The organism is Actinomyces sp. zg-332 (assembly GCF_011751945.2).
Lineage (GTDB): Bacteria > Actinomycetota > Actinomycetes > Actinomycetales > Actinomycetaceae > ZJ293.
This window is the reverse complement of sequence record NZ_CP064951.1, coordinates 1,358,419-1,382,709: the sequence shown is the minus strand read 5'-3', so window position 1 is coordinate 1,382,709 and position 24,291 is coordinate 1,358,419. Positions and strand designations below refer to the sequence as shown.

19 protein-coding genes and 1 pseudogene are annotated in these 24,291 nt (G+C 36.3%); all 20 read left to right on the top strand.

Annotation, left to right across the window (positions count from 1 at the left end):
* The first annotated feature begins 41 nt into the window (after positions 1-41).
* The 20 genes and pseudogenes from HCQ94_RS05530 (at position 42) to HCQ94_RS05435 (ending at position 24,285) form a co-directional block, all read left to right on the top strand.
* Complete coding sequence (locus HCQ94_RS05530; RefSeq protein ID WP_166978438.1) at positions 42-1,361, top strand: MFS transporter; 1,320 nt, start codon at positions 42-44, stop codon at positions 1,359-1,361.
* A 243-nt stretch (positions 1,362-1,604) separates the two neighbouring features.
* Positions 1,605-3,074 (top strand): S1C family serine protease, encoded by a 1,470-nt coding sequence (locus HCQ94_RS05525; protein ID WP_166982535.1) that lies wholly within the window; start codon positions 1,605-1,607, stop codon positions 3,072-3,074.
* A gap of 344 nt (positions 3,075-3,418) precedes the next feature.
* Positions 3,419-4,114 (top strand): class I SAM-dependent methyltransferase, encoded by a 696-nt coding sequence (locus HCQ94_RS05520; RefSeq protein WP_166982533.1) that lies wholly within the window; start codon positions 3,419-3,421, stop codon positions 4,112-4,114.
* Between the two features lie 169 nt (positions 4,115-4,283).
* Complete coding sequence (gene ndhC, locus HCQ94_RS05515; RefSeq protein WP_166978444.1) at positions 4,284-4,649, top strand: NADH-quinone oxidoreductase subunit A; 366 nt, start codon at positions 4,284-4,286, stop codon at positions 4,647-4,649.
* A gap of 1 nt (position 4,650) precedes the next feature.
* Positions 4,651-5,232, top strand: a complete 582-nt coding sequence (locus tag HCQ94_RS05510) for a NuoB/complex I 20 kDa subunit family protein (RefSeq protein WP_166978446.1) — start codon at positions 4,651-4,653, stop codon at positions 5,230-5,232.
* Between the two features lies 1 nt (position 5,233).
* Positions 5,234-5,770: pseudogene (locus HCQ94_RS05505) on the top strand (NADH-quinone oxidoreductase subunit C); the annotation flags it as partial.
* Positions 5,771-5,789: 19 nt separating this feature from the next.
* The gene (locus HCQ94_RS05500; protein WP_442858907.1) at positions 5,790-7,148 is read left to right on the top strand and encodes an NADH-quinone oxidoreductase subunit D; all 1,359 of its coding nucleotides are present in this window, start codon (positions 5,790-5,792) and stop codon (positions 7,146-7,148) included.
* A complete protein-coding gene (gene nuoE / locus HCQ94_RS05495; RefSeq protein WP_166978450.1) occupies positions 7,145-7,882 on the top strand; it encodes an NADH-quinone oxidoreductase subunit NuoE in 738 nt (245 codons plus the stop codon). The genes HCQ94_RS05500 and nuoE overlap by 4 nt, the downstream gene beginning before the upstream one ends.
* Entirely contained in the window at positions 7,879-9,171 is a 1,293-nt protein-coding gene (nuoF, locus tag HCQ94_RS05490; protein ID WP_166978452.1) for an NADH-quinone oxidoreductase subunit NuoF, read from the top strand. Before nuoE ends, nuoF begins: the two co-directional genes overlap by 4 nt.
* The gene (locus HCQ94_RS05485; protein WP_166982531.1) at positions 9,164-11,734 is read left to right on the top strand and encodes an NADH-quinone oxidoreductase subunit G; all 2,571 of its coding nucleotides are present in this window, start codon (positions 9,164-9,166) and stop codon (positions 11,732-11,734) included. The genes nuoF and HCQ94_RS05485 overlap by 8 nt, the downstream gene beginning before the upstream one ends.
* On the top strand, positions 11,727-13,163 hold the full coding sequence (nuoH, locus tag HCQ94_RS05480) for an NADH-quinone oxidoreductase subunit NuoH (RefSeq protein WP_166982529.1): 1,437 nt from the start codon (positions 11,727-11,729) through the stop codon (positions 13,161-13,163). The genes HCQ94_RS05485 and nuoH overlap by 8 nt, the downstream gene beginning before the upstream one ends.
* Positions 13,156-13,845 carry an NADH-quinone oxidoreductase subunit NuoI gene (nuoI, locus tag HCQ94_RS05475; protein WP_166982527.1) on the top strand — a complete coding sequence of 230 codons (690 nt, stop codon included), beginning with the start codon at positions 13,156-13,158 and terminating at the stop codon, positions 13,843-13,845. Before nuoH ends, nuoI begins: the two co-directional genes overlap by 8 nt.
* Positions 13,845-14,630, top strand: coding sequence for an NADH-quinone oxidoreductase subunit J (locus tag HCQ94_RS05470; RefSeq protein ID WP_166982525.1), 786 nt, complete (start codon positions 13,845-13,847; stop codon positions 14,628-14,630). The genes nuoI and HCQ94_RS05470 overlap by 1 nt, the downstream gene beginning before the upstream one ends.
* Positions 14,627-14,926 carry an NADH-quinone oxidoreductase subunit NuoK gene (gene nuoK / locus HCQ94_RS05465; protein WP_166978462.1) on the top strand — a complete coding sequence of 100 codons (300 nt, stop codon included), beginning with the start codon at positions 14,627-14,629 and terminating at the stop codon, positions 14,924-14,926. The genes HCQ94_RS05470 and nuoK overlap by 4 nt, the downstream gene beginning before the upstream one ends.
* A 14-nt stretch (positions 14,927-14,940) precedes the next feature.
* Positions 14,941-16,968 carry an NADH-quinone oxidoreductase subunit L gene (gene nuoL, locus HCQ94_RS05460; RefSeq protein ID WP_166982522.1) on the top strand — a complete coding sequence of 676 codons (2,028 nt, stop codon included), beginning with the start codon at positions 14,941-14,943 and terminating at the stop codon, positions 16,966-16,968.
* A 9-nt stretch (positions 16,969-16,977) separates the two neighbouring features.
* Positions 16,978-18,678 carry a complex I subunit 4 family protein gene (locus HCQ94_RS05455; RefSeq protein ID WP_166982520.1) on the top strand — a complete coding sequence of 567 codons (1,701 nt, stop codon included), beginning with the start codon at positions 16,978-16,980 and terminating at the stop codon, positions 18,676-18,678.
* The gene (gene nuoN, locus HCQ94_RS05450; protein ID WP_166982518.1) at positions 18,678-20,288 is read left to right on the top strand and encodes an NADH-quinone oxidoreductase subunit NuoN; all 1,611 of its coding nucleotides are present in this window, start codon (positions 18,678-18,680) and stop codon (positions 20,286-20,288) included. The genes HCQ94_RS05455 and nuoN overlap by 1 nt, the downstream gene beginning before the upstream one ends.
* A 576-nt stretch (positions 20,289-20,864) precedes the next feature.
* Complete coding sequence (locus HCQ94_RS05445) at positions 20,865-21,878, top strand: polyprenyl synthetase family protein (protein WP_166982516.1); 1,014 nt, start codon at positions 20,865-20,867, stop codon at positions 21,876-21,878.
* Between the two features lie 179 nt (positions 21,879-22,057).
* Entirely contained in the window at positions 22,058-23,455 is a 1,398-nt protein-coding gene (locus HCQ94_RS05440; protein ID WP_166982514.1) for an FAD-dependent oxidoreductase, read from the top strand.
* Between the two features lie 104 nt (positions 23,456-23,559).
* Positions 23,560-24,285 (top strand): DNA alkylation repair protein, encoded by a 726-nt coding sequence (locus HCQ94_RS05435; protein ID WP_166982512.1) that lies wholly within the window; start codon positions 23,560-23,562, stop codon positions 24,283-24,285.
* Positions 24,286-24,291: the final 6 nt, after the last annotated feature.

Here is a 24,291-nt window from a genome sequence, read left to right as displayed (position 1 = left end):
TTCGTATCTATAATAAAAAATTTTAAAACTTTGGAGTGAGAATGAGTATTTTGTCAGATGCTAGAGAGCTATCACATGAGGAGGCGAAGGCTTTACGTAAAGCTTCGACTGCTTCCTTTATTGGTAACTTTGTTGAATGGTTTGATTACGCTAGCTATGGATATTTAGCAGTTGTAATCGGTACAGTCTTTTTCCCATCAGAGGATAAGACAATTGAGTTGTTAAGCACATATGCTGTTTTCGCTGTTTCATTTATCTTACGTCCAATCGGAGGTATTATTTGGGGTGCACTCGGCGATAAATTAGGACGTCGTTTTGCTTTAGCTTGGTCAATTTTGATTATGTCAGGTGCAACATTCTTACTAGGATGTTTGCCAAGTTATGCTGCTGCAGGTGTTGCTGCTCCTATATTACTTATCATAATCCGTATGGTACAAGGTTTTTCTGCTTCTGGTGAATATGCAGGTGCTGCTACATTCCTATCAGAATATGCTCCATCTAAGAACCGTGGTTTTTACACTTCACTAGTTCCAGCTTCAACTGCTACTGGTCTACTATTAGGTTCATTGCTTGTTGCATTGTTGACATGGGGATTGACACCTGATGATTTGGCTACATGGGGATGGCGTATACCATTCTTGCTAGCTGGTCCTCTAGGTTTGGTTGGTCGCTATGTAAGGTTGCATTTAGAGGATTCACCTGTATATACAGAGATGCTTGAAAAGCTTGAAAAGAAGAACGAAGAAGTTCCAAGCCCTATCAAAGAGCTATTCAAGAACCACAAGAAAAAGTTCTTCATTGCTCTTGGCGTAGCAAGCTTGAATGCTGTAGGTTTCTACATTGTTCTAAGCTATATGCCAGTATATTTGGCTACAGAACGTGGAGTTGCTCAGGCTAATTCACTATTAGCTGCCACAGTATCAACTGTTGTATACATATTATCAATTTTCGTTATGGGACATTTATCAGATATAATCGGTCGCCGTAAGATGTTGATTATTGCTTCATTGTTGTTCATATTCTTATCAATTCCGCTATTTATGATGTTGGATGCAAATCATATTGGATTGATTCTTCTTGTACAAATGATATTTGGTGTTATGCTTACTACAAATGACGGTACATTGGCTACATTCCTATCCGAGTTGTTCCCAACTAGTATCCGTTACACAGGTTTTGCTTTCTCGTTCAATACTGCAAACGCCTTATTCGGTGGTACTGCACCATTCATCTCAACATGGATGATTAACACTACGGGTTCCGTATATGCCCCAGCGGTATTACTATCTATTGCTGGTGTTGTTGCATTGGTCGCAATGCTCGCTTCAAAAGAAACAGCATTCCGCGAACTACAGCACTAAAAACTTTTCGGTTAGGTTGGCAACAAATATTTGTTGCCAACCTAATTTTTTAAAGAAAAGATTTAAAATAAGGTTTAACATTTTTATAAAGATGTAGTCTTGAAATAAATATTAAGTTTGAAATCTTTTTTATAAGTGTTAAGTTCACTTATAGAGTAATAAAAGTAATTTTATTGAAATGAAAGTCAAAAATAGTAACCTTAAAATAGTGAATAATTATGAGAATATTTTGGAGGAAGTGAAATGAACGAAGCAGATAGAGAGCAAAATAGAGATAAAAATGGTTTTCATAGGACAGAATACGGGTTCATGACTAAAAATAACTCCTCTGAAAATAATGAAACTCATTATTCATCTTATAGTAAAGCTGAAAAGCCTAATACACAGGCATACTATACAGAATTTGGTTTTATAACTTTTAAGAATCAAGAAACAGATACTACAACAAAACTTGAATCAAATGATGCTAATCAAATTGGAAATAACAATATTTCTGTAGAATCCATAAGTGAAGATGCTTTAAGTGCTCAAGATAGTAATACAGCTGAAAACCCATTTTCTAAACAGGCAAGAAAATCTCATAGAAAAGATGCTAAAAAAACATCTAGAAGGAAGCCAGGATGGATAGCCGTAATTACAATTGCACTAATTTGTGGGTTACTACCAAGTGGATATATCGCTTATAACATTGCTAATCCTCATCCGGTTGTATTGGAAAATCATACTAAAAATAATTCCGGATCAGTAAAAGACATCAAACCATCGCAAGCTCCTGATTGGAAACAAGTAGCTAAAGCAGTACAAGCTAGTGTTGTTGCTATAAAAATTAAGAGTCAAAGTGGTTCTATTGACGGCTCTGGAGTTGTAATAGATAAAAAAGGACACATAGTAACTAATTATCATGTCATTAGCAATGCTATACGTGGGAAATTACCTATAACAGTACAAATGCAGGGTGGCGTACTGTATGAAGCAGAAATAGTAGGATATGACTCTTCTACAGATTTGGCTGTAATAAAACTCAAAAATACTCCAGAAAATATAACCCCAGCAGTTTTGGGTAGTAGTCAAGATTTAGAAGTAGGATCACCTGTTCTAGCAATAGGTAATCCTCTTGGGCTAGATTCAACTGTTACTACAGGCATTATTTCTGCTTTAAATAGACCAGTTAAAGTATCAGTTGATACACCGGATCAAGAAGCAGAACTTGTTGTAACTAATGCTATCCAAGTAGATGCTTCGATTAACCCAGGTAACTCAGGAGGTCCTTTATTTGATAGTAGTGGTAAGGTTATAGGTATTAACTCTTCTATAGCCACAACTCCTAGACAGACAAATGAAACTCAAGGATCTATTGGACTAGGCTTTGCTATACCAGTTGACTTAGTAAAGAATGTTGTAGAACAAATTATAAACACAGGTAAAGCTGAGCACCCGCTACTTGGTGTAACAATTACTAATGGTGAAGGCACAGTTAAAGATAAACGCTATATTGGTGCTTATGTAAAATCTGTTGTGCCTAATTCTCCAGCAGATAAAATTGGTTTGCAACCGGGTGACATGATTGTTGATATTGACGGAAATCGAGTAATTTCTGACGCTTCTTTGAGAGGATATGTACGCCGTTATAAGAAGAATGATAGAGCTACAGTTACATATTTACGTGATGGTAAAGAAATGCAAGGAGAAGTTGTATTTAGTCACGCTCAGTAAGTATTGGCGAATATAAAATATGTTTAGGTGTCAAAGTTGTATTTTGATGCCTAAACATATTTCATTTTTCACGTATCTTTCGTGTTTAGTTTTATATAAAATAAGTATTTTGTACAATAGCTATTATCGTAACAATATGTGCTCAATATTATTTGAAGAAATCATTGTCTTAATGGTTTCTTATGAATTTAAATTGACTTATAAGAAAATTGTAATTTTGTAAATAATGCTTAAAGATTTTATTAGCAATAAACTACTGTTTATACAGGGGATTTAAAATATCCTTATACAAAAGACACTTATTTATAAAATTATATTTAGAATCTATAGGTATATAAGAAAATATGACTGATTCACTAGAGAAAACTCCGAAAAAAATATCTGCAATGTTTAATGATATTGCAGGAAAGTATGATTTTATAAACGATATAACTACGTTGGGATTAGTGCGTATCTGGCGAAAAAAAATAAAAAAGACAATTAGACCTGAAAAAGGTGACAAAATATTGGATATAGCTGCAGGTACGGGGACTTCATCTGCTGCCATATTTAACGATGATGTTGAAATAATAGCAGTTGATATATCAGAAAAAATGATAGAAGTTGCTAGGAAAAACTATCCTAATATAACTTTTATACAAGCAGATGCCACTCAACTACCTTTTGAAGACAATACTTTTGACATTACTACAATATCTTTTGGGATTAGAAATATAAATAACCCTATAAAAGCACTAAAAGAAATGTACAGAGTAACTAAAGTCGGGGGAAAAGTTGTAATATGCGAATTTTCCATGCCTGATAATAGGGCGTTTAAGAAGCTATATAAGCTATATATGAAAGTAGTTTTTAAGAAAGTAATAAGACTATTTAGTGATAATTTTCAAGCTTACTCATATTTAAATGAATCCATTATTAGATGGGATTCTAAAGAGGAGTTAGCTGAAAAAATGTTTAGAGCTGGATGGAGAGAAATAGGGTATAAAACTATGACTTTTGGAACGGTTACTTTACATAAAGGATCTAAGAATAAAGCCTAACTGCTAAACGAAAAGATTAAAACAACATTATCTTTTCATAATTTATAGTTAAAAATACGCAAAATTAAAATAAGAACATTGAAAAATAGCCAAAAAATCATCTATGTTTCAAAAAGCATTTATGCGGTATAAGTTATATAGTGTATTTGCTTAAACATTAGGTGGAAACATGGCGTTTAATCCTTATATTCCTCTTTTAGTAATGGGCTCTATGGCTTTTCTTATTGCCGTGGGTGGACTTGTTGCGTCAGCGTTGCTTGGACCTAGAAGTAAGAACGCTGCCAAAGAAGACAATTATGAGTGTGGTGTAGATACAGTTCCCACCAATAATGCTCTAGTTAGGTTCCCTGTTAAATACTATATAGTCTCTATGACTTTTATTTTATTCGATGTCGAGATAGTTATTTTATATCCTTGGGCTATAACTTTTGAGCAGTTGGGAACTTTTGGGCTTATATGTATGACAAATTTCCTTTTGCTAATAACACTTCCTTTCTTATATGAATGGAAACGTGGCGGATTAGATTGGCAGTAAAATGGGACTAGAAGAAAAATTACCACCCGGAATAGCTTTGACGACTATTGAAAATGTAGTTGGTTTATCTCGCAAGGCTTCTTTATGGCCGGTTACTATGGGTTTGGCGTGCTGTGCGATAGAAATGATGTCAACAGCAGCACCTAGGTTCGATATCGCTCGTTTTGGCATGGAAGTTTTCCGTGCATCTCCTCGGCATGCTGACTTGATGATAGTTGCTGGACGTTTGAGCCAAAAGATGGCACCAGTGGTACGAAAAGTCTATGACTCTATGCCTGAACCAAAATGGGTAATTTCAATGGGGGCTTGTGCTTCATCTGGTGGTATTTTCAATAATTATGCAATAGTACAAGGTGCTGATCACGTAGTTCCAGTAGATATTTATCTTCCGGGTTGCCCTCCAAGACCTGAAATGTTGATTTATGCTTGTTTAGAGTTACAAAAACAAATTAGGAAAATGCCTTTGGGAGTAAATAGAGTAGAGGCTGCTAAAGCTGCTGAAAGAAAAGCTCTAACGACTCTTCCTGTATATGCAAAATATTTAGAAGAACAAGAGTATGCACAGGAGAACGCAAATGAATAAATGGTTTGATGAATGCATACAATATTTGCGTGAGGATTTAGAAAAACAAGGTATAGATGCCGATAAAGCTATAACTCAAGTCGAAGTACAACATGACGAATTGACTCTATTCATTGATAAAGAATATATAAGAGATGTATGTCAGAACTTGAGAGACGATCAAGATTTGCGTTTTGAAATGTGCTTTGGAGTTAGTGGTGTACATTACCCTAATCAAAAAGGACAAGAACTACACGCTTGCTACCATTTCATGTCAATCACTTATCAAAGACAAATTCGTTTAGAAGTTACTTGTTCGGAAGAAAACCCACGAATACCAACCATTGTAGATATATATCCAGGAAACGACTGGCATGAAAGAGAAACTTGGGATTTGATGGGAATAATATTTGAAGGACACCCATCACTTACTCGTACAGCAATGCCAGATGACTGGGAAGGACATCCCCAGAGGAAAGATTATCCTTTGGGAGGAGTAAACGTAGAATATAAAGGCGCAATTATCCCTCCAGTTGATAAGAGGAGGAAAAATGGCTGAAAACATGGAAATACCTAATATGCAAGAGCAAGAAAACTTTGCAAATAATGGGATAAAAATTAAAGCTACTCTATCTCCAGATGAACATTGTGATCTTCCTTATATAGAGATGGAAGACGATGATTGGGCAAAGCTTGCTGAGACAATGAAAGAGCAAGCGATAGATAGAGCAGTTATCAGCATAGGTCCTGTTCACCCATCTACTCACGGTGTTTTGAGAATAGTGTGTGAGATTGAGGGTGAAACAATTAAAGACTGCAGGGTGGGTACAGGATACTTACATACAGGTATAGAAAAGAACATGGAATATCGTACTTGGACTCAAGGAGTTACTTATTGTACGAGAATGGATTATGTTGCTCCTCTATTCCAAGAAGTCGCCTATTGTATGGGTGTTGAAAAACTCTTAGGTATAAAAGTTTCTACTAGAGTAGATGCTATTAGAGTTTTACTCATGGAACTAAATCGCATTGCTTCACATCTAGTTGCAATTGGTACAGGTGGAAATGAACTAGGTGCTACCACAATGCTTACTATTGGTTTTAGGGCTAGGGAAAATATTCTAAGAATCCTAGAACACATTACAGGTTTGCGTATGAACCATGCCTATATTAGGCCTGGCGGAGTTGCTACTGATATACCTGAAGATACGGTTGAATTTATACATAATTTACTACCAAAAATCAGGGCAGATATCGGTAAAATGCAAGATTTAACTATGGAAAACCCAATTTTCAAGCTAAGGCAAAAAGACGTTGGATATATTTCCTTACCAGCTGCCATGGCATTAGGACTTACAGGCCCATGTTTGCGTGCTACAGGCTTACCAATGGATATGAGAAAGCTGCAACCGTACTGTGGATATGAAACCTATGATTTCAACATCCCCGTTAGGGATAAGTCTGACAGCTACAACAGAACAGCAGTTAGATTTGACGAATGTTATGAGTCATTAAGGATTATTGTACAAGCATTGGAACGCTTAGAAAATGATCATAGTCCGATAATGGTTGAGGACAAAAAAATTGGTTGGCCATCTGATTTAACTGTAGGTAAAGATGGTCAAGGAAATAACCCTAAATATGTGGACGAAATTTTGGGTACTTCGATGGAGTCCTTGATACACCATTTCAAGATGATAAGCCACGGTTTCGATGTTCCTAAGGGACAGGTATACACAACTATTGAACACGCTAAGGGTGTGATGGGTGTACATTTGGTCTCAGATGGAGGAAATAAACCTTATAGAGCACACTTCAGAGACCCATCATTTTCTAACTTACAGTCAACTTCAATTATGACTGAAGGTAGTCAAATAGCTGATTTTGTTGTGACATTAGCTTCGATTGATCCAGTGTTAGGAGGTGTAGACCGATGACATCTTCAACAACAACTTCGCAAAAGCGTGATGACTTTATCCAAAATGAAGAGCATGTAAGAGAATTTGATATAGAAAATTTTTCAGTAGAAGCAGAGGAAATAAAACGCAGATATCCTAAGGGTAATGAAAGATCAGCACTAATACCAATGTTGCATTTAGTGCAAGCCTATGAAGGTTACGTTAGTAACTCTGGAATAAAAGCGTGTGCGAAGATACTTGGAATTACTGAAGCTGAAGTCAGTGCGGTAGCTACATTTTACAGTCAATTCAAAAGACACCCTAACGGTCAATACACCATAGGAGTATGTACCAACTCTCTATGTGCAGTAATGGGTGGAGATGAGATTTTTGAATGTGTTTCAAAAGCCCTAGAAATAGGTCATGATCAAACTAGCGCTGATGGAAAGATAACTTTAGAAGCTGTGGAATGTAATGCTGCTTGTGACTATGCACCAGTAATTATGGTTAACTGGGAATTCTTTGATAACCAGACCCCTGAAACTGCTTTGAAACTTGTGCGAGACATTCAAGCTGGAAAACAAATACACCCAACTAGAGGACCTGAAAAAGTACATACTTTTAAAGAAATATCTCGCACTCTTGCTGGTTTTGAAGATGGATTAGTAGATGAAGGTGTGTCCGCAGGTGAATCGACCTTGTTAGGTAAGAGAATATACGACTCTTACATAGAAAAAAATCCTAACTCGAATATGAGGGAGGGAGAAAAATGACAGCTTCAAAACTTTTACCAGTACTAAGTAAAAACTGGGGTATTCCAAATTCTTGGAAAATTGATACCTACATAGCAAATGGTGGGTATCAAGCATTGCCTAAGGCTCTTAAAATGGAACCAGCAGAAGTTATCGAAATCGTTAAAAATTCAGGTTTGCGTGGACGTGGTGGTGCTGGTTTCCCAACAGGTTTAAAGTGGTCATTCTTACCTCCTTATGATGGAAAAGATAGGTATCTTGTTGTAAATGCTGATGAATCAGAGCCTGGTACTTGTAAAGACATACCTTTCTTGATGGCTAATCCACACCTACTAATTGAGGGAATAGCTATTGCTTGTCATGCTATACAGTCAAAACACGCTTTTGTTTATTTGAGAGGTGAAGTAGTACACGTTTATCGTAGGTTACTTGCAGCAGCTAGAGAATTTACTGATAAACAGTATGTGCCTGACCTAAAAATTACTGTGCATGCTGGTGCTGGTGCCTATATTTGTGGTGAAGAAACAGCTCTTTTAGATTCACTTGAAGGACGCAGAGGACACCCGAGATTAAAACCTCCTTTCCCAGCAGTAGCAGGTCTATATGCTAGACCTACAATTATAAATAACGTCGAATCTGTCTCCAGTGTTCCAGGAATTATTGCTAATGGAGATGAATGGTTTGCCGGTTTAGGTACTGAAAAATCTAAAGGACATGCCATATATTCACTTTCAGGACATGTTCAAAATCCTGGTCAATTTGAAGCTCCACTGGGGATAACGATGAGAGAACTTATTGATATGGCTGGTGGAATAAGAAAAGGGCATAAGTTAAAATTTTGGACTCCAGGTGGTTCCTCAACTCCGATTTTTACCGAAGAGCACTTAGATATACCTTTGGATTATGAGTCAGTAGGACAAGCTGGTTCTATGCTTGGTACTAGAGCTTTACAAGTCTTTGACGAGACTACATCAGCAGTTCGCGTTGTTACCCGTTGGGCAGATTTCTATAATCATGAATCTTGTGGAAAGTGTACTCCATGTCGTGAAGGTACATATTGGATGCGTAAAATACTTCACAGGATTGAAGAAGGTAAAGGACATGAAGGTGACGTTGATTTATTGCTAGATATTACTCAAAACTTAGCAGGTCGTTCTTTCTGTGCCTTAGGTGATGCTGCTTGTACTCCTGTTAGGTCTGGTATTCAAACATTCAGAGAAGAATTTGAAGCAGGATGTAAATCCATACCAGCTTGGGAACTATATCCGTATAAGAGAACTACAATTTTTGGAGGTGACAAAAATGACTGAACAAAACTTAGTTACCTTAAAAATTGATGGTAAAGAAGTGAGTGTTCCAGCTGGCACATTGGTGATACGTGCTGCTGAAGAACTAGGTATACATATACCTCGTTTTTGCGACCATCCTTTGCTAAAACCTGTTGCGGCTTGTAGACAGTGTTTAGTAGAAATTGCTATGCCTGATAGAGAAGGCGTTGTAAGACCAATGCCTAAACCTCAACCATCTTGCGCTATGACCGTGATGGAAAATATGGAGGTGAAAACTCAGCTTTCTAGTGAAACAGCAAAGAAAGCACAAGAGGGAATAATGGAGTTCATTTTATTGAACCATCCTTTAGATTGTCCTATATGTGATAAAGCAGGTCAGTGTCCTTTGCAAGATCATGCTTATCAAGTTGGTCGTACGCAATCTCGTTTTTGTGATGAAAAGCGTGTAAAAGAAAAACCAGTTTCACTTTCTGAACAAATATTATTAGATAGACAAAGATGTATTCTTTGCCAAAAATGCGTGCGCTTTGCTAAGGAAATAGCTGGAGATCCATTTATTGACTTACAACTTAGAGGTACTAGAGAAGAAATCGGTAGATTCGCTCCAGATAGTGATGGTAATTTTTACTTTGGTGACGCTTCAAATTCATGTGGCTCTGACTTAGACCTAGATTTATTGACATCAAAAGGACAAAGTTTTGCTTCATATTTTAGTGGAAATATTATAGATATTTGTCCAGTTGGTGCTTTGACATCTAAATCTTATCGTTTTAAGGCACGTCCTTTTGACCTTGTGACTCATCAAGCTGTAAGTGAGTTTGATTCTTCAGGTACTGTTTTGAACGTAGACATAAGAAACAATAAGATTCTTCGACGGAATGTGTCTGGTGACTATGAAACTACTGAAGGTTGGTTAAACGATAAAGAGCGCTTTGGTTACACTTGGCAAAATGATAAAAACCGTATAACTAAACCAATAGTTGATGGTAAAGAAAGTAGTTGGGGTAATGCCTACATGAAATTACTTCCATTGCTAGAAACTAAAATAGGCTTTTTACCAGGTGGTTGTTTAACAGTTGAAGATGCCTATGCTTGGTCAAAATTTGCTAGGGTTGTTGGACAAACTAATGCTATTGACTTCAGATACAGACATACAAATGTAAATGAAGAAATCTTTGCTTATAACCGTTCAATAGAATATTTAGACAGCAAAGAAAACTTCGCTGAATACGTAGATTTAGAAAATGCTAAGAATATAGTTCTAATTGACTTTGAACCGGAAGAAGAATGTACGAGCGTTTTCCTAAAACTATACAAGAGTGTCAGGAATAATTCCGCTAAAGTTTACGCATTAAACCCATTTCAAAGTCCAGGTTCTAAAAAATTATCTGCAAAACTTTTGGAATATGAAGTAGGTAAGCAAGCTGATAAGCTAAATGAACTTTTCAATTCACAGTCATACTCAGAGCTTATACAAGATTTAACTGAGAATAGTGCAGTAGTAATTGCCGGCGAGAAAGCAGTAGATTACTTACCAACTGTTGTGGAATTTGCTGAAAAAATAAAAGCAAAACTAGCTTTCATACCAAGGCGTATAAGTGAAGGTGCTGGTTTTAGGTATGGAATAACACCTAACTTGCTACCTAATGCAATTAGTGTAAAAGATAATGAATCACTGGCTGAACTTTCCCAAATATGGGATAGTTTAATACCTACTGATGAATACAAAGATTATGACGATATTTTAGATAAAGTCATAATTGGACAAATACAGACTTTGTTTGTTGGTGGTGTTGATATTGATGATTATCCTAATCGAGAAAAATTTATCAAAGCTCTAGAGAAAGCTAATGTTGTTTCCTTAGAAGTTAGGGAAAGTGAAGTGACTAGCTTTGCTGACATAGTTTTACCTGTTGCACCACCTAGCGAAAAGAACGGTACATACGTAAACTGGGTTGGAGATAAGCTACCTTTCGGACAGCTATTTACAACAGTATTTATGAGCGACAGGGAAGTCCTATCAACTATTGCTGAGCTAAAAAACGTTGATTTGAACTTACAAACATTGGCTAAAGTTCACGCCGAGTTAGAAAAAGTTGAATCAATATCTAAGCATGTCAAGCAATTAGACTACTATGAAAGTGTACTTCCTGAAGTATCTAATGATAATTTAGCCGATAATGTCTTGAGTTTAGTGACATCAAAAACTCTGCTAGATGACGGAATAAAGATAAAATCTAATATACATCTACAAAATTCTTCCAGAATGAGTGTTGCTAGGTTATCACAAAATACTGCTAATAAGCTTGGTATAAAAACAGGTGACAAAATTAAAATTGTTACCTATTTTGATACCTTAAATGATACCCATAGTGAAAATCTAGAAACGGATCTACAATCAATAGTTTTACCCGTACAAATTACTCAAATGAGCGACAAAATGATTTGGATTCCTCAAAATGCTTGTAACAGTAAGGTGTATAAGACATTGAAGATAGATAACGGGCAAAAAGTGTTGATTGAAAAATTAGACTTGTGCTGTGCAAATGGAATAGAGAAGGTATTGGAGGAAAGCAATGACTAATATACCTGCAATACTGCTACCAATGGCTGATTTCTCTCAGGAAACATGGTGGTTGACTGCGATTAAAGCCACATTCATAGTCGGATTTTTGCTCACTTCTGTCATCATGGCTTTGTGGGTTGAACGTCGTGGAATAGGATTATTGCAAACCCGCCCAGGTCCTAACGTACATGGTCCTTTTGGGCTATTTCAATCAATTGCGGATGCATTGAAACTAGTCATGAAAGAAGATTTCTGGCTAAAAGGTGCAGATAAGTTCATTTATGTTCTTTCTCCTTTCCTTGTAGCTTTTTCAGCTTTCATGGTTTACAGCGTTATCCCATTTGGACCTAATGTTGAAATTTTCGGGCATTCTACACCTTTGCAGTTGACTGATATGAATGTGGCAGTCCTATATATATTGGCAATTACTGCTTTGGGAGTATACGGTATCGTACTTGGCGGTTGGTCCTCTACTTCGACTTTTCCTTTGCTAGGTTCTATACGATCTTGTGCTCAAATAATTTCTTACGAACTATCAATGGGGCTATCTCTAGTTACTGTATTTTTGGTTTCAAAGTCGATGTCAACAAGCGAGATTGTGGACGCACAAACACAAGTGTGGTGGATGTTCCCATTAATGCCAGCTTTCATAATATATTTCATATCAATGATGGGTGAAGTAAATAGGCTACCATTTGACTTACCTGAAGCAGAAGGTGAGCTTTTAGCTGGACACATGATTGAATACTCTTCCATGAAATTTGCTTGGTTTTTCCTAGCTGAGTATATAAATATGTTCAACGTTTCAGCAGTTGCTACTACCTTATTCTTAGGTGGATGGCGTGCTCCATTCGGGTTATCTTATATTGCTGATGGATACTTGAATACTGGTTTTTGGCCAATACTATGGTTTATTGGAAAAGTTTGGTTCTTCATAATCATGATGGTTTGGATAAGGGCTACATTATTGCGTTTCAGATATGACCAATTCATGAAATTTGGATGGAAAGTACTCATACCAGCATCTCTAGTGTGGTTATTTATCGTCATGCTTTCCCAAGCATCAGCAGTCTTATGGAAAGTAGATATATTTACTATGTTAAATGGATCAATACCGCTTAGAATTACGGCTTACGCAGTTATAGGTATTTTAGCTTTGATGATTATTTCGCCATTCATTTCTTTACTATTTGCTAAGAATAAAAAGAACCAGAACAAGAAGCATGAAAATTCAAGCGATGGCGATTCCAAAGTTAAAGCTTATGGTGAATATGCTTCTAATGGCTTTGAAGTTGACGACGATGGCTACGAAATAATACCTAATCTTGTACAAGGTTTCCCAGTTCCAGCTTTACCTGGACAAAAACTTGAAAAATCTGAGCGTCAAAAACGTTTGGAACACAATCAAGTGCAGCAGCCAACTGAAAATGGTGAGAGCAATGACTGAAAAAGAAAAATACGGAGAAGAGTTCTTTGAACATGACAAGCAGGGACCTATTGAGGAAATGCTTGCCCCAGTTGCAGGGTTTGGAGTAACTTTCAAATCAGCATTTGAACCGTATGTTACTGAACAGTATCCGTTCAAGAAAACACCAACGGAACCTAGATTCCATGGTAAACATCAGCTTAACAGGCATGAAGATGGCTTGGAAAAGTGTGTTGGCTGTGAGTTGTGTGCAATGGCTTGCCCAGCAGACGCTATTTATGTTGAAGCTGGAGAAAATACACCTGAGGAACAGTATTCTCCAGGTGAACGATACGGCAAAATATGGCAGGTAAACTATTTGCGTTGCATATTTTGTGGTATGTGTATTCAAGCTTGTCCTACAAGAGCTTTAACTATGAATAACGATTTTGAGATAGCTGATGACACTAGACGAAAACTAATTTACGATAAAGAAGATTTGCTTGTTCCTTTGGAAAAAACAATGCTAAATCCACCTCATCCAATGGCAGAAAATAGTACTGAAAGAACTTACTATAAGGGTCAAATAAGAGGGGTAACGGCTAATCAAATCGAATGGGTTAAAGAAAATAGACCAGAAGATGAAAGTTTGAAAAACTTTGATTCTGCTAGTAGTTCTGACTCTAATTATCCAAAACAAAGTGATGGTTTGGAGGAAAACTGATGTTAGACTTTCTCATGACCGAGACCACCTTATTTTGGGTATGCGCCGTAATAATGATTGCTTGTGCTTTGGGTGTTTGTTTTGCTAAAAAACCAGTACACGCTGTTGTGTCTATGCTCGGAGTAATGCTCGGATTAGCGGTGCTATATATAGCTCAAAATGCTACTTTCCTCGGTATAACACAGATAGTTGTTTACACAGGTGCAATCTTGATGATGTTCCTATTTGTAATAATGTTAATAGGCACACATCATAAAGATAAAGTAGTATCAAATAAGGGAACTAATGCTTTGAAAATACTTGGAATAATTTCTGGGATAGTGTTTGCTTTCCTATTTATATTCGCATTATACGTGTCTGTAAACGTTACAGAAAAACACGAAGTGCAAAAAAATATATCTACAGAAAACCCAAAACTCATAGCAGTATCTTTCTTCACAAAACACTACTTTACTATGCATATTTTGGCGATACTATTAGTCGCTGCTGCTATAGGGGCATTATTGCTCGTCCATTCAGGTAGAAAGCATGTTGGGCAGTCTCAAATAGAACTAGCTGAACAAAGAATGCGTGAATTTGCTGAAGGCAAAAACACTCTTTCACAAAAAGCAATGCCAGGTGTATATGCCACTTCGAATGCTTGTAATATGGAAAATATATCAGGGGACACAGGTGAAGTAATTGAAGATTCAATTTTTGAAACTTACAAGCTTAGTGGACAAATTGGTAAAGCACCTGAAAATAAGATAGAAATTATTGACGGTAGTACAGGAGAAAAACAATGATTTACACGAATTATATTATTCTTGCTCTCCTGATGTTTACTATAGGTGCAGTAACAGTAATTATTAGGCGAAGCATACTAATATCATTACTAGGAATAGAACTAATGTTAAATGCTGCAAACTTGATGTTGGTTACTTTTTCTAGAATACATACAGACATTGAAGGTCAAACTTTTGCTTTCTCAATAATTATTGTAGCTGCTGCTGAAGTAGTTATTGGTTTGGCTCTAATTATTTCAATATTCAAGACTAAAAATACAACTTCTATCGATCAAATAAGTGATTTGAAGTACTAGAGGAGGTGAAAAACATGATTACAACACAAATACTAGAAAAATATTCACAAGCGACAGGTCTGACTAACTATATAGGTCTTGTAATATTAGTACCTTTTATATCAGCATTACTATTATTAGTATTAGCTAGGCGTGTAGACAAATATGGTCACATACTTGCTTGTATGGCGAGTGGAATATCAGCAATTATAGGTATTGGCACGCTAATTCACTTCATGTTTTTGCCAACAGCTGAACGTGTTCAACAAATCACATATTTTGACTGGATAAACGTAGACAAAATAAACTTAAGTTTTGCTTTTCTAGTAGATCCACTATCGTTGATTTTCTTAGTTCTAGTCACTTTTGTAGGTTTCTTAATACACGTTTACTCCATAGCTTATATGGAACATGATAGAGACAGACGTAGGTTTTTTGCATATTTGAATTTATTCATAGCTGCAATGCTTATTTTAATTCTAGCTGATTCATATACTTTGCTATTTGTTGGTTGGGAAGGCGTAGGTTTAACCTCATACTTGCTTATCGGTTTTTGGAATCATGACGTAAATAATGCTAAAGCTGCTAAAAAAGCTTTTGTTATGAACCGCGTAGGTGATGCTGGTCTGCTTGTAGCGATGATGGCAATACTAGCTTTCACAGGCTCACTAAACTACTCTGAAGTATTTACCAGCAACATGTCTATGACTCAAGCAAGCATAATCGGTGTATTTTTGCTAATGGGTGCTTGTGGTAAATCTGCACAACTACCTTTGCAGGCGTGGCTTGGCGATGCTATGGCAGGTCCAACTCCAGTTTCAGCACTGATACACGCGGCAACAATGGTTACAGCAGGTGTATACCTAGTTGTGCGTTCAGCTCCTATATATGTACTAACTCCTACAGTCACCTTAGTTGTAGCAATCGTGGGTGCAGCAACCCTAGTGTTCGGTGCTGTAGTTGGATGTGCTAAGACAGATATGAAGAAAGTTCTAGCCGCTTCTACGATGAGCCAAATTGGGTACATGATGTTAGCTGCAGGATTAGGGCCAGTCGGTTACGCATTTGCAATATTCCACCTATTTACACACGGTTTCTTTAAAGCCCAACTGTTCCTAGGTGCTGGTTCTGTAATGCACGCCATGAACGATGACGTTGAAATATTCAATTTTGGTGGGCTTAGCAAATATATGAAAATAACTTGGGTAACATTTGCGATAGGCTGGTTAGCAATTCTGGGAGTACCGCCTTTGAGTGGTTTCTGGTCAAAAGACAAAATAATCGAAGCTGCTTTTATGTCAGCTAATCACGGAGAAACTTTTGCTTGGATATTCGGATTTGTTGCTCTAGTGGGTGCTGGAGTTACAGCTTTCTATATGTCACGTTTGTTCTTTATGATTTTCCATGGCAAAGAAAGATTTACGTATACTCAAAGTCATGGTGTGGATAATAAGAACGCTCATAGTCCAGTTACTTCAGATACTGCTGTTGACAATGCTGTAGAAAAAGGTATTCACAATGCAACACTTACTAGGACTTACTCTCCACATGAAAGCAATATTTTGATGTGGCTACCAATGGTTATTTTGAGTGTGTTTAGCGTTTTCTTAGGAATGGTGCTGTCATATAACTCGTTGCTCGTAAGTTGGTTCGAACCAGTACTAGGCCATGCTAAACATTCAGAACCAGTCTTGCCAGTGCCGGTCATAACAGTATTAACATTGCTTAGTGTAATTATAGGTTTAGGTATAGCTTATATTACTTATGTAAAATCTAGAGTTGTAGCTCCTGCTAATAAACTGTTGGCTGTTGTTGCACGTAACGATTTTTATCAAGATGAAATTAATAATCGTTTAATTGTCTTGCCATTCATGGGTATTACAAAGCTTATAGGATATGCAGATAAAGGTATCGATGTGTTAATAGATTTACTAGCTACAGGCTGTGTAAAAATTGGTGAAATAATCTCAAAGACACAAAATGGTTACATTAGGCAATATGTAGCATATATTTTTGTTACATTCGTGGTCCTTTTTGCAGTACTACTTGGAATCGGAATATAGGAGAATAAGATGAGAATTAATACTGAACAAGTTGCTCCTTTGCTTGATTTTCCTTATTTTTCTTTTATAGTTGCGACTTTAGTGATTGTTGCCACTATTCTTTTATCAGTTCCAAAGCTCAGCAATTTTGCTAAGCCCATTGGTCTAATAACTTCCGTCGTAGTTCTAGCTGAAGTTATTACAGTATGTATACTGTTTGATTTTACTGCTCCTGCAAAGTTCCAATTTAGTGAAATGTACTCTTGGATACCAATATTAGGTGTGACATGGTCCTTCGGGGTAAATGCCTTTTCACTGATTATGATTCTAGGTAGTGCATTACTAGTTACTTTAGTTTTGATTGCTGGTTGGAATGATAATGAATATGCTCTAATCTATTCAGATAACGATGAAGATGAGCAAAAACACAGCAAAGAGTCAAGAAGAGCTATAAACCAGTATCTAAATAGTATTAGTGCTGAAAGAATCTATATAGCATTAGTATTATTCTTGGAAGCTTTTATTATTACTATATTTGCGACACGTGATTTATTTGTATTCTATCTAGCGTTTGAAGCAATGCTAATACCTGCATATTTTATGGTTACTAGATTCGGTATCGGCAAGGATAAAGCTAAAGCTGGAATGAAGTTTTTGCTGTACTCTTTGCTAGGTGGGCTAGTGATGTTGCTTGGAGTAATAACTATATATATTTATACTCCATACACGCCATATCTATTCAATATGGATACTTTATCTCAAAGCCTACACTTGCCTTTTAGAGTAGAAGTACTAGTATTTATATCTTTCTTCATAGCTTTTGCTATAAAAGCTCCTATGTATCCTGTACATATATGGCTGACAACTACTGTTGAGAATGCGCGTCCAACTACATCAGCTCTACTAGTGGGTATACTAGATAAAATTGGAACTTTTGGTATGCTCAGTTTCACTTTAGTTTTATTCCCTAAGGCTAGTAAATTTTTAGCTATATATATCGTAATTTGGGCTGTGATTTCTATTTTCTATGGTGGATTACTAGCTATATGGGAAAAGAATATTTTACGTTTGATTTCCCTAACTTCAGTTTCCCACTTTGGTTTTATAATCTTAGGAATATATATAGGATCAAGTTTAGCTATGACTGGTGCTTTGACATACATGATTGCACACATGGTAAGTATTGCTGGACTGTTCCTAACAGCTGGATATTTAGGCAAACGCACAAATACTTTCGATATAAATTCCATGGGAGGTATGCAAAGAAAGACCCCTGTAATTGCTGGATGTTTCCTAGTAAGTGGTCTAGCAACGGTTGCTTTACCAGGGCTTAGCGGATTTGTACCTGAATACTTAGTTCTAATGGGTGTTTTTTCTGTAATACCAACGGTTGCAATCATCTGTGTATTAGCAGTCATAATATCTGCAGTTTATATTCTTTTGCCATATCAAAAAATATTTGCAGGAACATCGAAAAAATATGAAGAATACCCTGACATGAACTTTAGAGAAAAATTTGTTGCAGGAGTTCTAATTGTTTTGATGTTAGTTATAGGTATATTTCCTAACTTGCTATTGAATAGTTTTTCAAAAGTTTCTGATTTTTATAATAAAGAGACACAGATTGTTAAAAACGCAGACGGCGATTATAAGCAATTCTTAGAATATGAAAAGGCTATTCAATCAACAGATTCTATTGAAAGTATGGCTGTATTTGGAGGAGAAAAGTAATGTTACCAGAAATTCATTGGATACTAATAGCTCCAATATTAGCCGTTTTTATGGCAGGTATATTGGGAGTTATTGTTGAAACCTTTGTTCCAGCCAGATATCGTTACTATGTACATATCATATTCGGTAATGTTGCATTACTTACAGCTTTAGGTATATCAATCTATAACCTAAAAAATGAGACACCTAAATTACTAGTTGCAGGTGAACTTGTATATGATAGATGGTCAGGTGTTATACAAATTGTTTTAATCGTAGTTACCATACTGTCTTTCCAAGTTTTAGGGTATCGTAATTCTTTGAAAAAAAGCTATGTCTTTGCCTCGAACCCATTTATTTCAGACAAATCTTTGAGTATTGCTAATCTGAAAAATAGTAATGAAAATACGGTAGATAAGTTAGCGTCGACTGTAAATTCTGATAATGAAGTAGATAAAAAAGATTTTTATGGTACAGAGCGCACTGAATATTTCCCTATACTGATGTTTAGTTTTGGGGGAATGCTAGTATTTGTAATGGCACAGTCATTGCTCACATTATTTGTAGCATTAGAACTAATGTCCTTGCCATTATATGTTCTTGTTGCGATAAATAAATACCACAATAGATATAGCAAAGAAGGTGCTGTGAAATATTTCCTAATGGGATCTTTTGCTTCAGCTTTTATGCTAATGGGAATTGCTTTGCTGTATGGAACAACTGGAACTTTTACTTTCAACACACTTGGAGAAATTGCTCCTGAAATGCAAAATATGGTTTGGGCATATGTCTTGGGTGTATTGTTTGTTCTAGTTGGATTCCTGTTCAAGATAGGTGCTGTTCCTTTCCATGCTTGGACGCCAGATGCTTATCAAGGAGCTCCTACAAGTGTTACTGGTTTTATGGCTGGAACTGTAAAAATAGCTGGTTTTGCTGTTCTTACAAGATTTATCTATTCTATAAACCCAGATATGCATTCTGATTTGATGTGGATATATTTGACCATAGTTGTTTTGACAATACTAGTTGGTACTTTTGTTGGATTGACTCAAAGTAATGTTAAAAGATTATTGGCGTATTCTTCTATTGCGCACACAGGTTTTATACTGATTGCTGTTGTGGCAATGCAAAAGCTAAGTAATAGTGGAATAATATTTTACCTATTCACCTATGCGATAGCTACCGTTGGTGCTTTCACTATTATTTCTATGGTCAAGAGACGCGATGTAAATACTGGGTACGAAGTCGAAGATAATTCGTTATCTTCTTATGCTGGTTTAGGGAAAACAAACCCATTCTTAGCGGTTTCTTTCTTAATATTCTTGCTCTCGTATGCAGGTATACCATTGACTGCTGGTTTTATCGGAAAATTTATGGTTTTTGCAGCTGGTATTAAAGCTGGAATGTTACCTGTAGTAGTATTGGCAATTATTGCTTCTGTTATTACAGCTTTCTACTACTTGAGGCTTGTGTCCATAATGTTTACTGCTAAAAAAGAACAGTTAGATACATCGAAAGAAGTATTTGTTGACAGTGGTATAAATACTAATACGATTGTTGTAGCTATTTCTCTGATAATAACTATTGTTTGTGGTCTATTCCCAACAGCATTTTTCGGATTGCTGAGCTAGATAATTTCTTATTTTAGTTTGTTAATAAGGAGATTTTTTCATACGCATATGTTAACTTTTCAAATATAACTATTGTGATGGGTTTACAAGATATGTTTCCTTAAACTCATATATGGTAGCTCTTTAGTTTGGTTGCTTTTACGTATCCATACATGGGTAATACAATTATGTGTTTACTTTTAAGGCTTTTATGTCCTAAAGAAACGTGCATTTATTATGGATATATTTGAGATACTTAACATTGAAAACTGTGAACTTTATTTCTAATCTAAATTAGTGCTTTTCAAACAAGGTAAGTAACTTTGTTATGTAGTTTAGAAAGTGTTTTTAGAACTATGGAAAAAGAATATTGAGTTTAGAGATTTTACTTAAAGTACTTTTGCATTATAAATGTGTTGTACTAAGTAAACTCTATAGGAAATTTTATGTGGTTGTATATAGTCTACTTATAGCAAACTAAACTTTAGTATTAGGAATATATAAATAAATGTGCAAGCTATGTTATTAGGTTGTAAAGCTAGTTGTAAATAATTAAAATTGTATATGCAAGCTTATTATTACTGAATCAGGAAAACAGTGTTCACTAACGGTATAACATTTACTTTCCCTAATCTTAAACGAACTGTAGAGTATGGGTTGGGAAGAGTTGAGGAAGAACTACTAGAACAAGTACGTGGTCATGGTAATTTAATTGATCCACTTACTGGTCACCTAGCTAAAGCTGGAGGCAAACGCTTACGCCCAATGTTAACATTGCTTGCTTCTCAACTTGGGCGAGAGAAAGAAGAAGTCACTGATCAAGCTGTGAAATGTGCGCTTGCTGTTGAGCTTATCCATTTAGCTACTTTATACCATGACGATGTTATGGACTGTGCTCCAATTCGCAGAGGAGCTGTTGCGGCTCATGAGCAATGGTCAAATAATTTAGCCATACTAGCTGGAGATTTACTGTTTGCTAGAGCCTCGCAAATTATTTCAAGGTTACCAGCGTCAATGATTATGCGTTACGCTGTAACTTTTGAGCGTTTGTGTGCTGGGCAAATGAGTGAAACTTTCGGTCCAGAACAAGGAGTTGATGCTTTAGAGCATTATTTGAAAGTACTATCTGATAAAACAGGTTCTCTTGTAGCTACTTCACTATGTTTTGGAGCAGAATCAGCAAACTTAAACCCTGAAATACTTGAAGCTTTAGAAAAGTACGGAGAAAAAATTGGTGTCGCATACCAGCTAGTAGATGACGTAATAGATTTATGTAGCGATAGTGACACTTCAGGTAAAACTCCTGGGACTGACTTGCTTGAAGGTGTGGATACAATGCCTATTTTACTGTTGAGACAGCAACTTACCAAGGGTGAGCTAGATTCTGATGGTCAAAAACTTTTGGCTGACATTGATTCAGATTTGTCTGACAAAGATAGGTTGCAATCGGTAATTCAACGACTACGCCAAAATAAAGTGGTTGACCAAACGATGAAGATTGCAACTGACTATAAGAATGAAGCTTTGGAAGCGATTGATATATTGCCTAAAGGTGAAGTTCGTAAAGCTTTGGAAGCGTTTGCTAAATATAGTGTAAATCGTGAGAAATAATACGGCTCAAATTTATAGTTTTGCTAGAGGGAACTGTTGCCCATGGTTACTTGCGTAATCTTCAGTAAGGTATTCCTAATTATTCTAGGATAATGTATATTTTTTCTTTGCGATAAGAAATAGATGTACTATATTTGAAACTTAGAATATCTGTCGACGTATTCGTTAGGGAGAAAAATTTGAACCGAAAATTGCACGTAGCTGTCGTTGGAGCTGGGCCAGCTGGTATTTATGCTTGCGACATTCTATCAAAATCAGGTCTTGAAGTTGAAATAGATTTATTTGAAAAATTACCTGCTCCATATGGTTTGGTTCGATATGGTGTTGCTCCTGATCACCCACGTATCAAACAGATTATTAATGCTTTATATAAGATTTTGGAACGTGGAGATATACGTTTACTTGGTAATGTTGACATTGGCAAAGATGTGACTGCTGACGAACTTCTAGAACACTACGACGCTGTGATTTATGCTACAGGTTCTGATAAAGACGCTCCTTTGGATATTCCAGGCATTGATTTACCAGAATCTTATGGTGCTGCTGACTTTGTGTACTGGTACGATGGTCATCCAGATTATCCTCGCACTTGGCCTTTGCAAGCTAAGGAAGTTGCTGTTATAGGTGTTGGAAATGTGGCTTTGGATATTTCTCGTGTTTTAGCTAAGCATTTGAAAGATATTTTGGTTACAGAAATTCCAGCAAATGTTGCTGAGGGGTTGGCTGAAAACCCTGTTACAGATGTACATATTTTTGGTCGTAGAGGTCCGGCACAAGTCAAATTTACTCCTCTAGAGCTACGCGAACTGGGACAAGTACCAGATGTTGATGTAATAGTTTATGAGGAAGACTTTGACTTTGATGAAGGCAGTGAACAAGCCATTCGCTCTTCGAATCAGACTAAGCAACTTGTCAAAACTTTGACTGATTGGACTTTGAGAGACCCTGAATCTTTTACAGCCTCACGACGCATACATATTCATCTATTCCACTCTCCAGTTGAAATTTTAGGTACAGATCACGTTGAAGGAATCCGTACTGAACGTATGAAGTTAAACGGTGATGGTAGTGTAAGTGGCACTGGTGAATATATTGATACTCCAGTACAAGCAGTGTATAGAGCTATTGGTTATTTTTCTTCACCAATTGCAGGAGTTCCTTTTGATAACGAAAAAGGTGTTATTCCTAATGAAGAGGGACGTGTATTTACTCTCGAAGGAGAACGCGTACAACGAGTATTTGCTACTGGTTGGGTAAAACGAGGACCAGTTGGTCTCATCGGCTCTACTAAATCTGATGCGCAACAAACTATCGCTAATCTTGTTGAAGATTATAATGCTGGTTATCTTCAAGCTAGTGGCGAGGTAGGTGCTGATGTTATAACTACTTTGTTAGATGGCAGAGGCGTTAAATATACCACTTGGCATGGTTGGGAACTGCTTGATGCCTATGAACGTGAACTAGGGGATAAGTATACGAGTGAACATGGCGTAGAACGTGAGCGTATAAAAGTTGTTTCACGTGAAGCAATGACTGCTATTTCAAGAGATGAAGAGGAAATACCTCCACTTATATAGGGATTGTAAGACGCATTTTTGACACTGTTGAATATGCGTCTTTCTTTTATCTCTGAACGCCGTTGTTCCCAGATTTTTCAAAGTGGATACGTATAGGAATAAATATGAAAAGCCCAAAAGATATACAAGAGCGCTTATTGTCTTACCAAGATTTAGGCTACAAGGATTTTACGAGTAAGCATATTCCAAATATATCTAAAGAAACTATCATAGGTGTTCGCATGCCGAATATTCGTTTATTGGCTAAGGAAATAGCTAAAGATGAACAGTCATGCAAAGGTTTCCTTAGGGATTTGCCACATACTTACTATGAGGAAAATATTTTACATTCTTGTGTTATAAGTATTTTGAAAAATCCTAACGATATCTTTGAATATGTGGAAGAATTTTTGCCGTATATTGATAATTGGGCTGTGAACGATGCTTTGAATCCTAAAGTTTTGAAGAAAAAACAGGATACTTTAGAAAAACTTTATGGAAGAATCACTGAGTGGGCGTTTTCTAATGAAGAATATGTAGTGAGATTTGCTTGTTTTGCTTTGCTGTGTAATTTTGTTGATAATGACTTTAGTATTTCGCACTTGGACCTAATTCTTCAAATATCTAAGCGTGAAGTTAGTGAAAAATATTACACTAAAATGGGGATTGCTTGGTATTTAAGTATGGTGTTAGTAAGACATTATGATAAAGCTATATTTATTTTAGAACAGAAGTTACTACCTACTTGGATACATAATAAAACTATTCAGAAAACAATAGAAAGTTATAAATGTAGGCCTGAGTGGAAAGAGTATTTAAAGTCTTTACGTGTGAAAAACTCTTCTAAGTAATGGGTA

Bases quoted from the DNA above. Each gene is read 5' to 3' on its own strand.
- HCQ94_RS05530 (WP_166978438.1), top strand. From the start codon at position 42: ATGAGTATTTTGTCAGATGCTAGAGAGCTATCACATGAGGAGGCGAAG.
- HCQ94_RS05525 (WP_166982535.1), top strand. From the start codon at position 1,605: ATGAACGAAGCAGATAGAGAGCAAAATAGAGATAAAAATGGTTTTCAT.
- HCQ94_RS05520 (WP_166982533.1), top strand. From the start codon at position 3,419: ATGACTGATTCACTAGAGAAAACTCCGAAAAAAATATCTGCAATGTTT.
- ndhC (WP_166978444.1), top strand. From the start codon at position 4,284: ATGGCGTTTAATCCTTATATTCCTCTTTTAGTAATGGGCTCTATGGCT.
- HCQ94_RS05510 (WP_166978446.1), top strand. From the start codon at position 4,651: ATGGGACTAGAAGAAAAATTACCACCCGGAATAGCTTTGACGACTATT.
- HCQ94_RS05500 (WP_442858907.1), top strand. From the start codon at position 5,790: ATGCAAGAGCAAGAAAACTTTGCAAATAATGGGATAAAAATTAAAGCT.
- nuoE (WP_166978450.1), top strand. From the start codon at position 7,145: ATGACATCTTCAACAACAACTTCGCAAAAGCGTGATGACTTTATCCAA.
- nuoF (WP_166978452.1), top strand. From the start codon at position 7,879: ATGACAGCTTCAAAACTTTTACCAGTACTAAGTAAAAACTGGGGTATT.
- HCQ94_RS05485 (WP_166982531.1), top strand. From the start codon at position 9,164: ATGACTGAACAAAACTTAGTTACCTTAAAAATTGATGGTAAAGAAGTG.
- nuoH (WP_166982529.1), top strand. From the start codon at position 11,727: ATGACTAATATACCTGCAATACTGCTACCAATGGCTGATTTCTCTCAG.
- nuoI (WP_166982527.1), top strand. From the start codon at position 13,156: ATGACTGAAAAAGAAAAATACGGAGAAGAGTTCTTTGAACATGACAAG.
- HCQ94_RS05470 (WP_166982525.1), top strand. From the start codon at position 13,845: ATGTTAGACTTTCTCATGACCGAGACCACCTTATTTTGGGTATGCGCC.
- nuoK (WP_166978462.1), top strand. From the start codon at position 14,627: ATGATTTACACGAATTATATTATTCTTGCTCTCCTGATGTTTACTATA.
- nuoL (WP_166982522.1), top strand. From the start codon at position 14,941: ATGATTACAACACAAATACTAGAAAAATATTCACAAGCGACAGGTCTG.
- HCQ94_RS05455 (WP_166982520.1), top strand. From the start codon at position 16,978: ATGAGAATTAATACTGAACAAGTTGCTCCTTTGCTTGATTTTCCTTAT.
- nuoN (WP_166982518.1), top strand. From the start codon at position 18,678: ATGTTACCAGAAATTCATTGGATACTAATAGCTCCAATATTAGCCGTT.
- HCQ94_RS05435 (WP_166982512.1), top strand. From the start codon at position 23,560: ATGAAAAGCCCAAAAGATATACAAGAGCGCTTATTGTCTTACCAAGAT.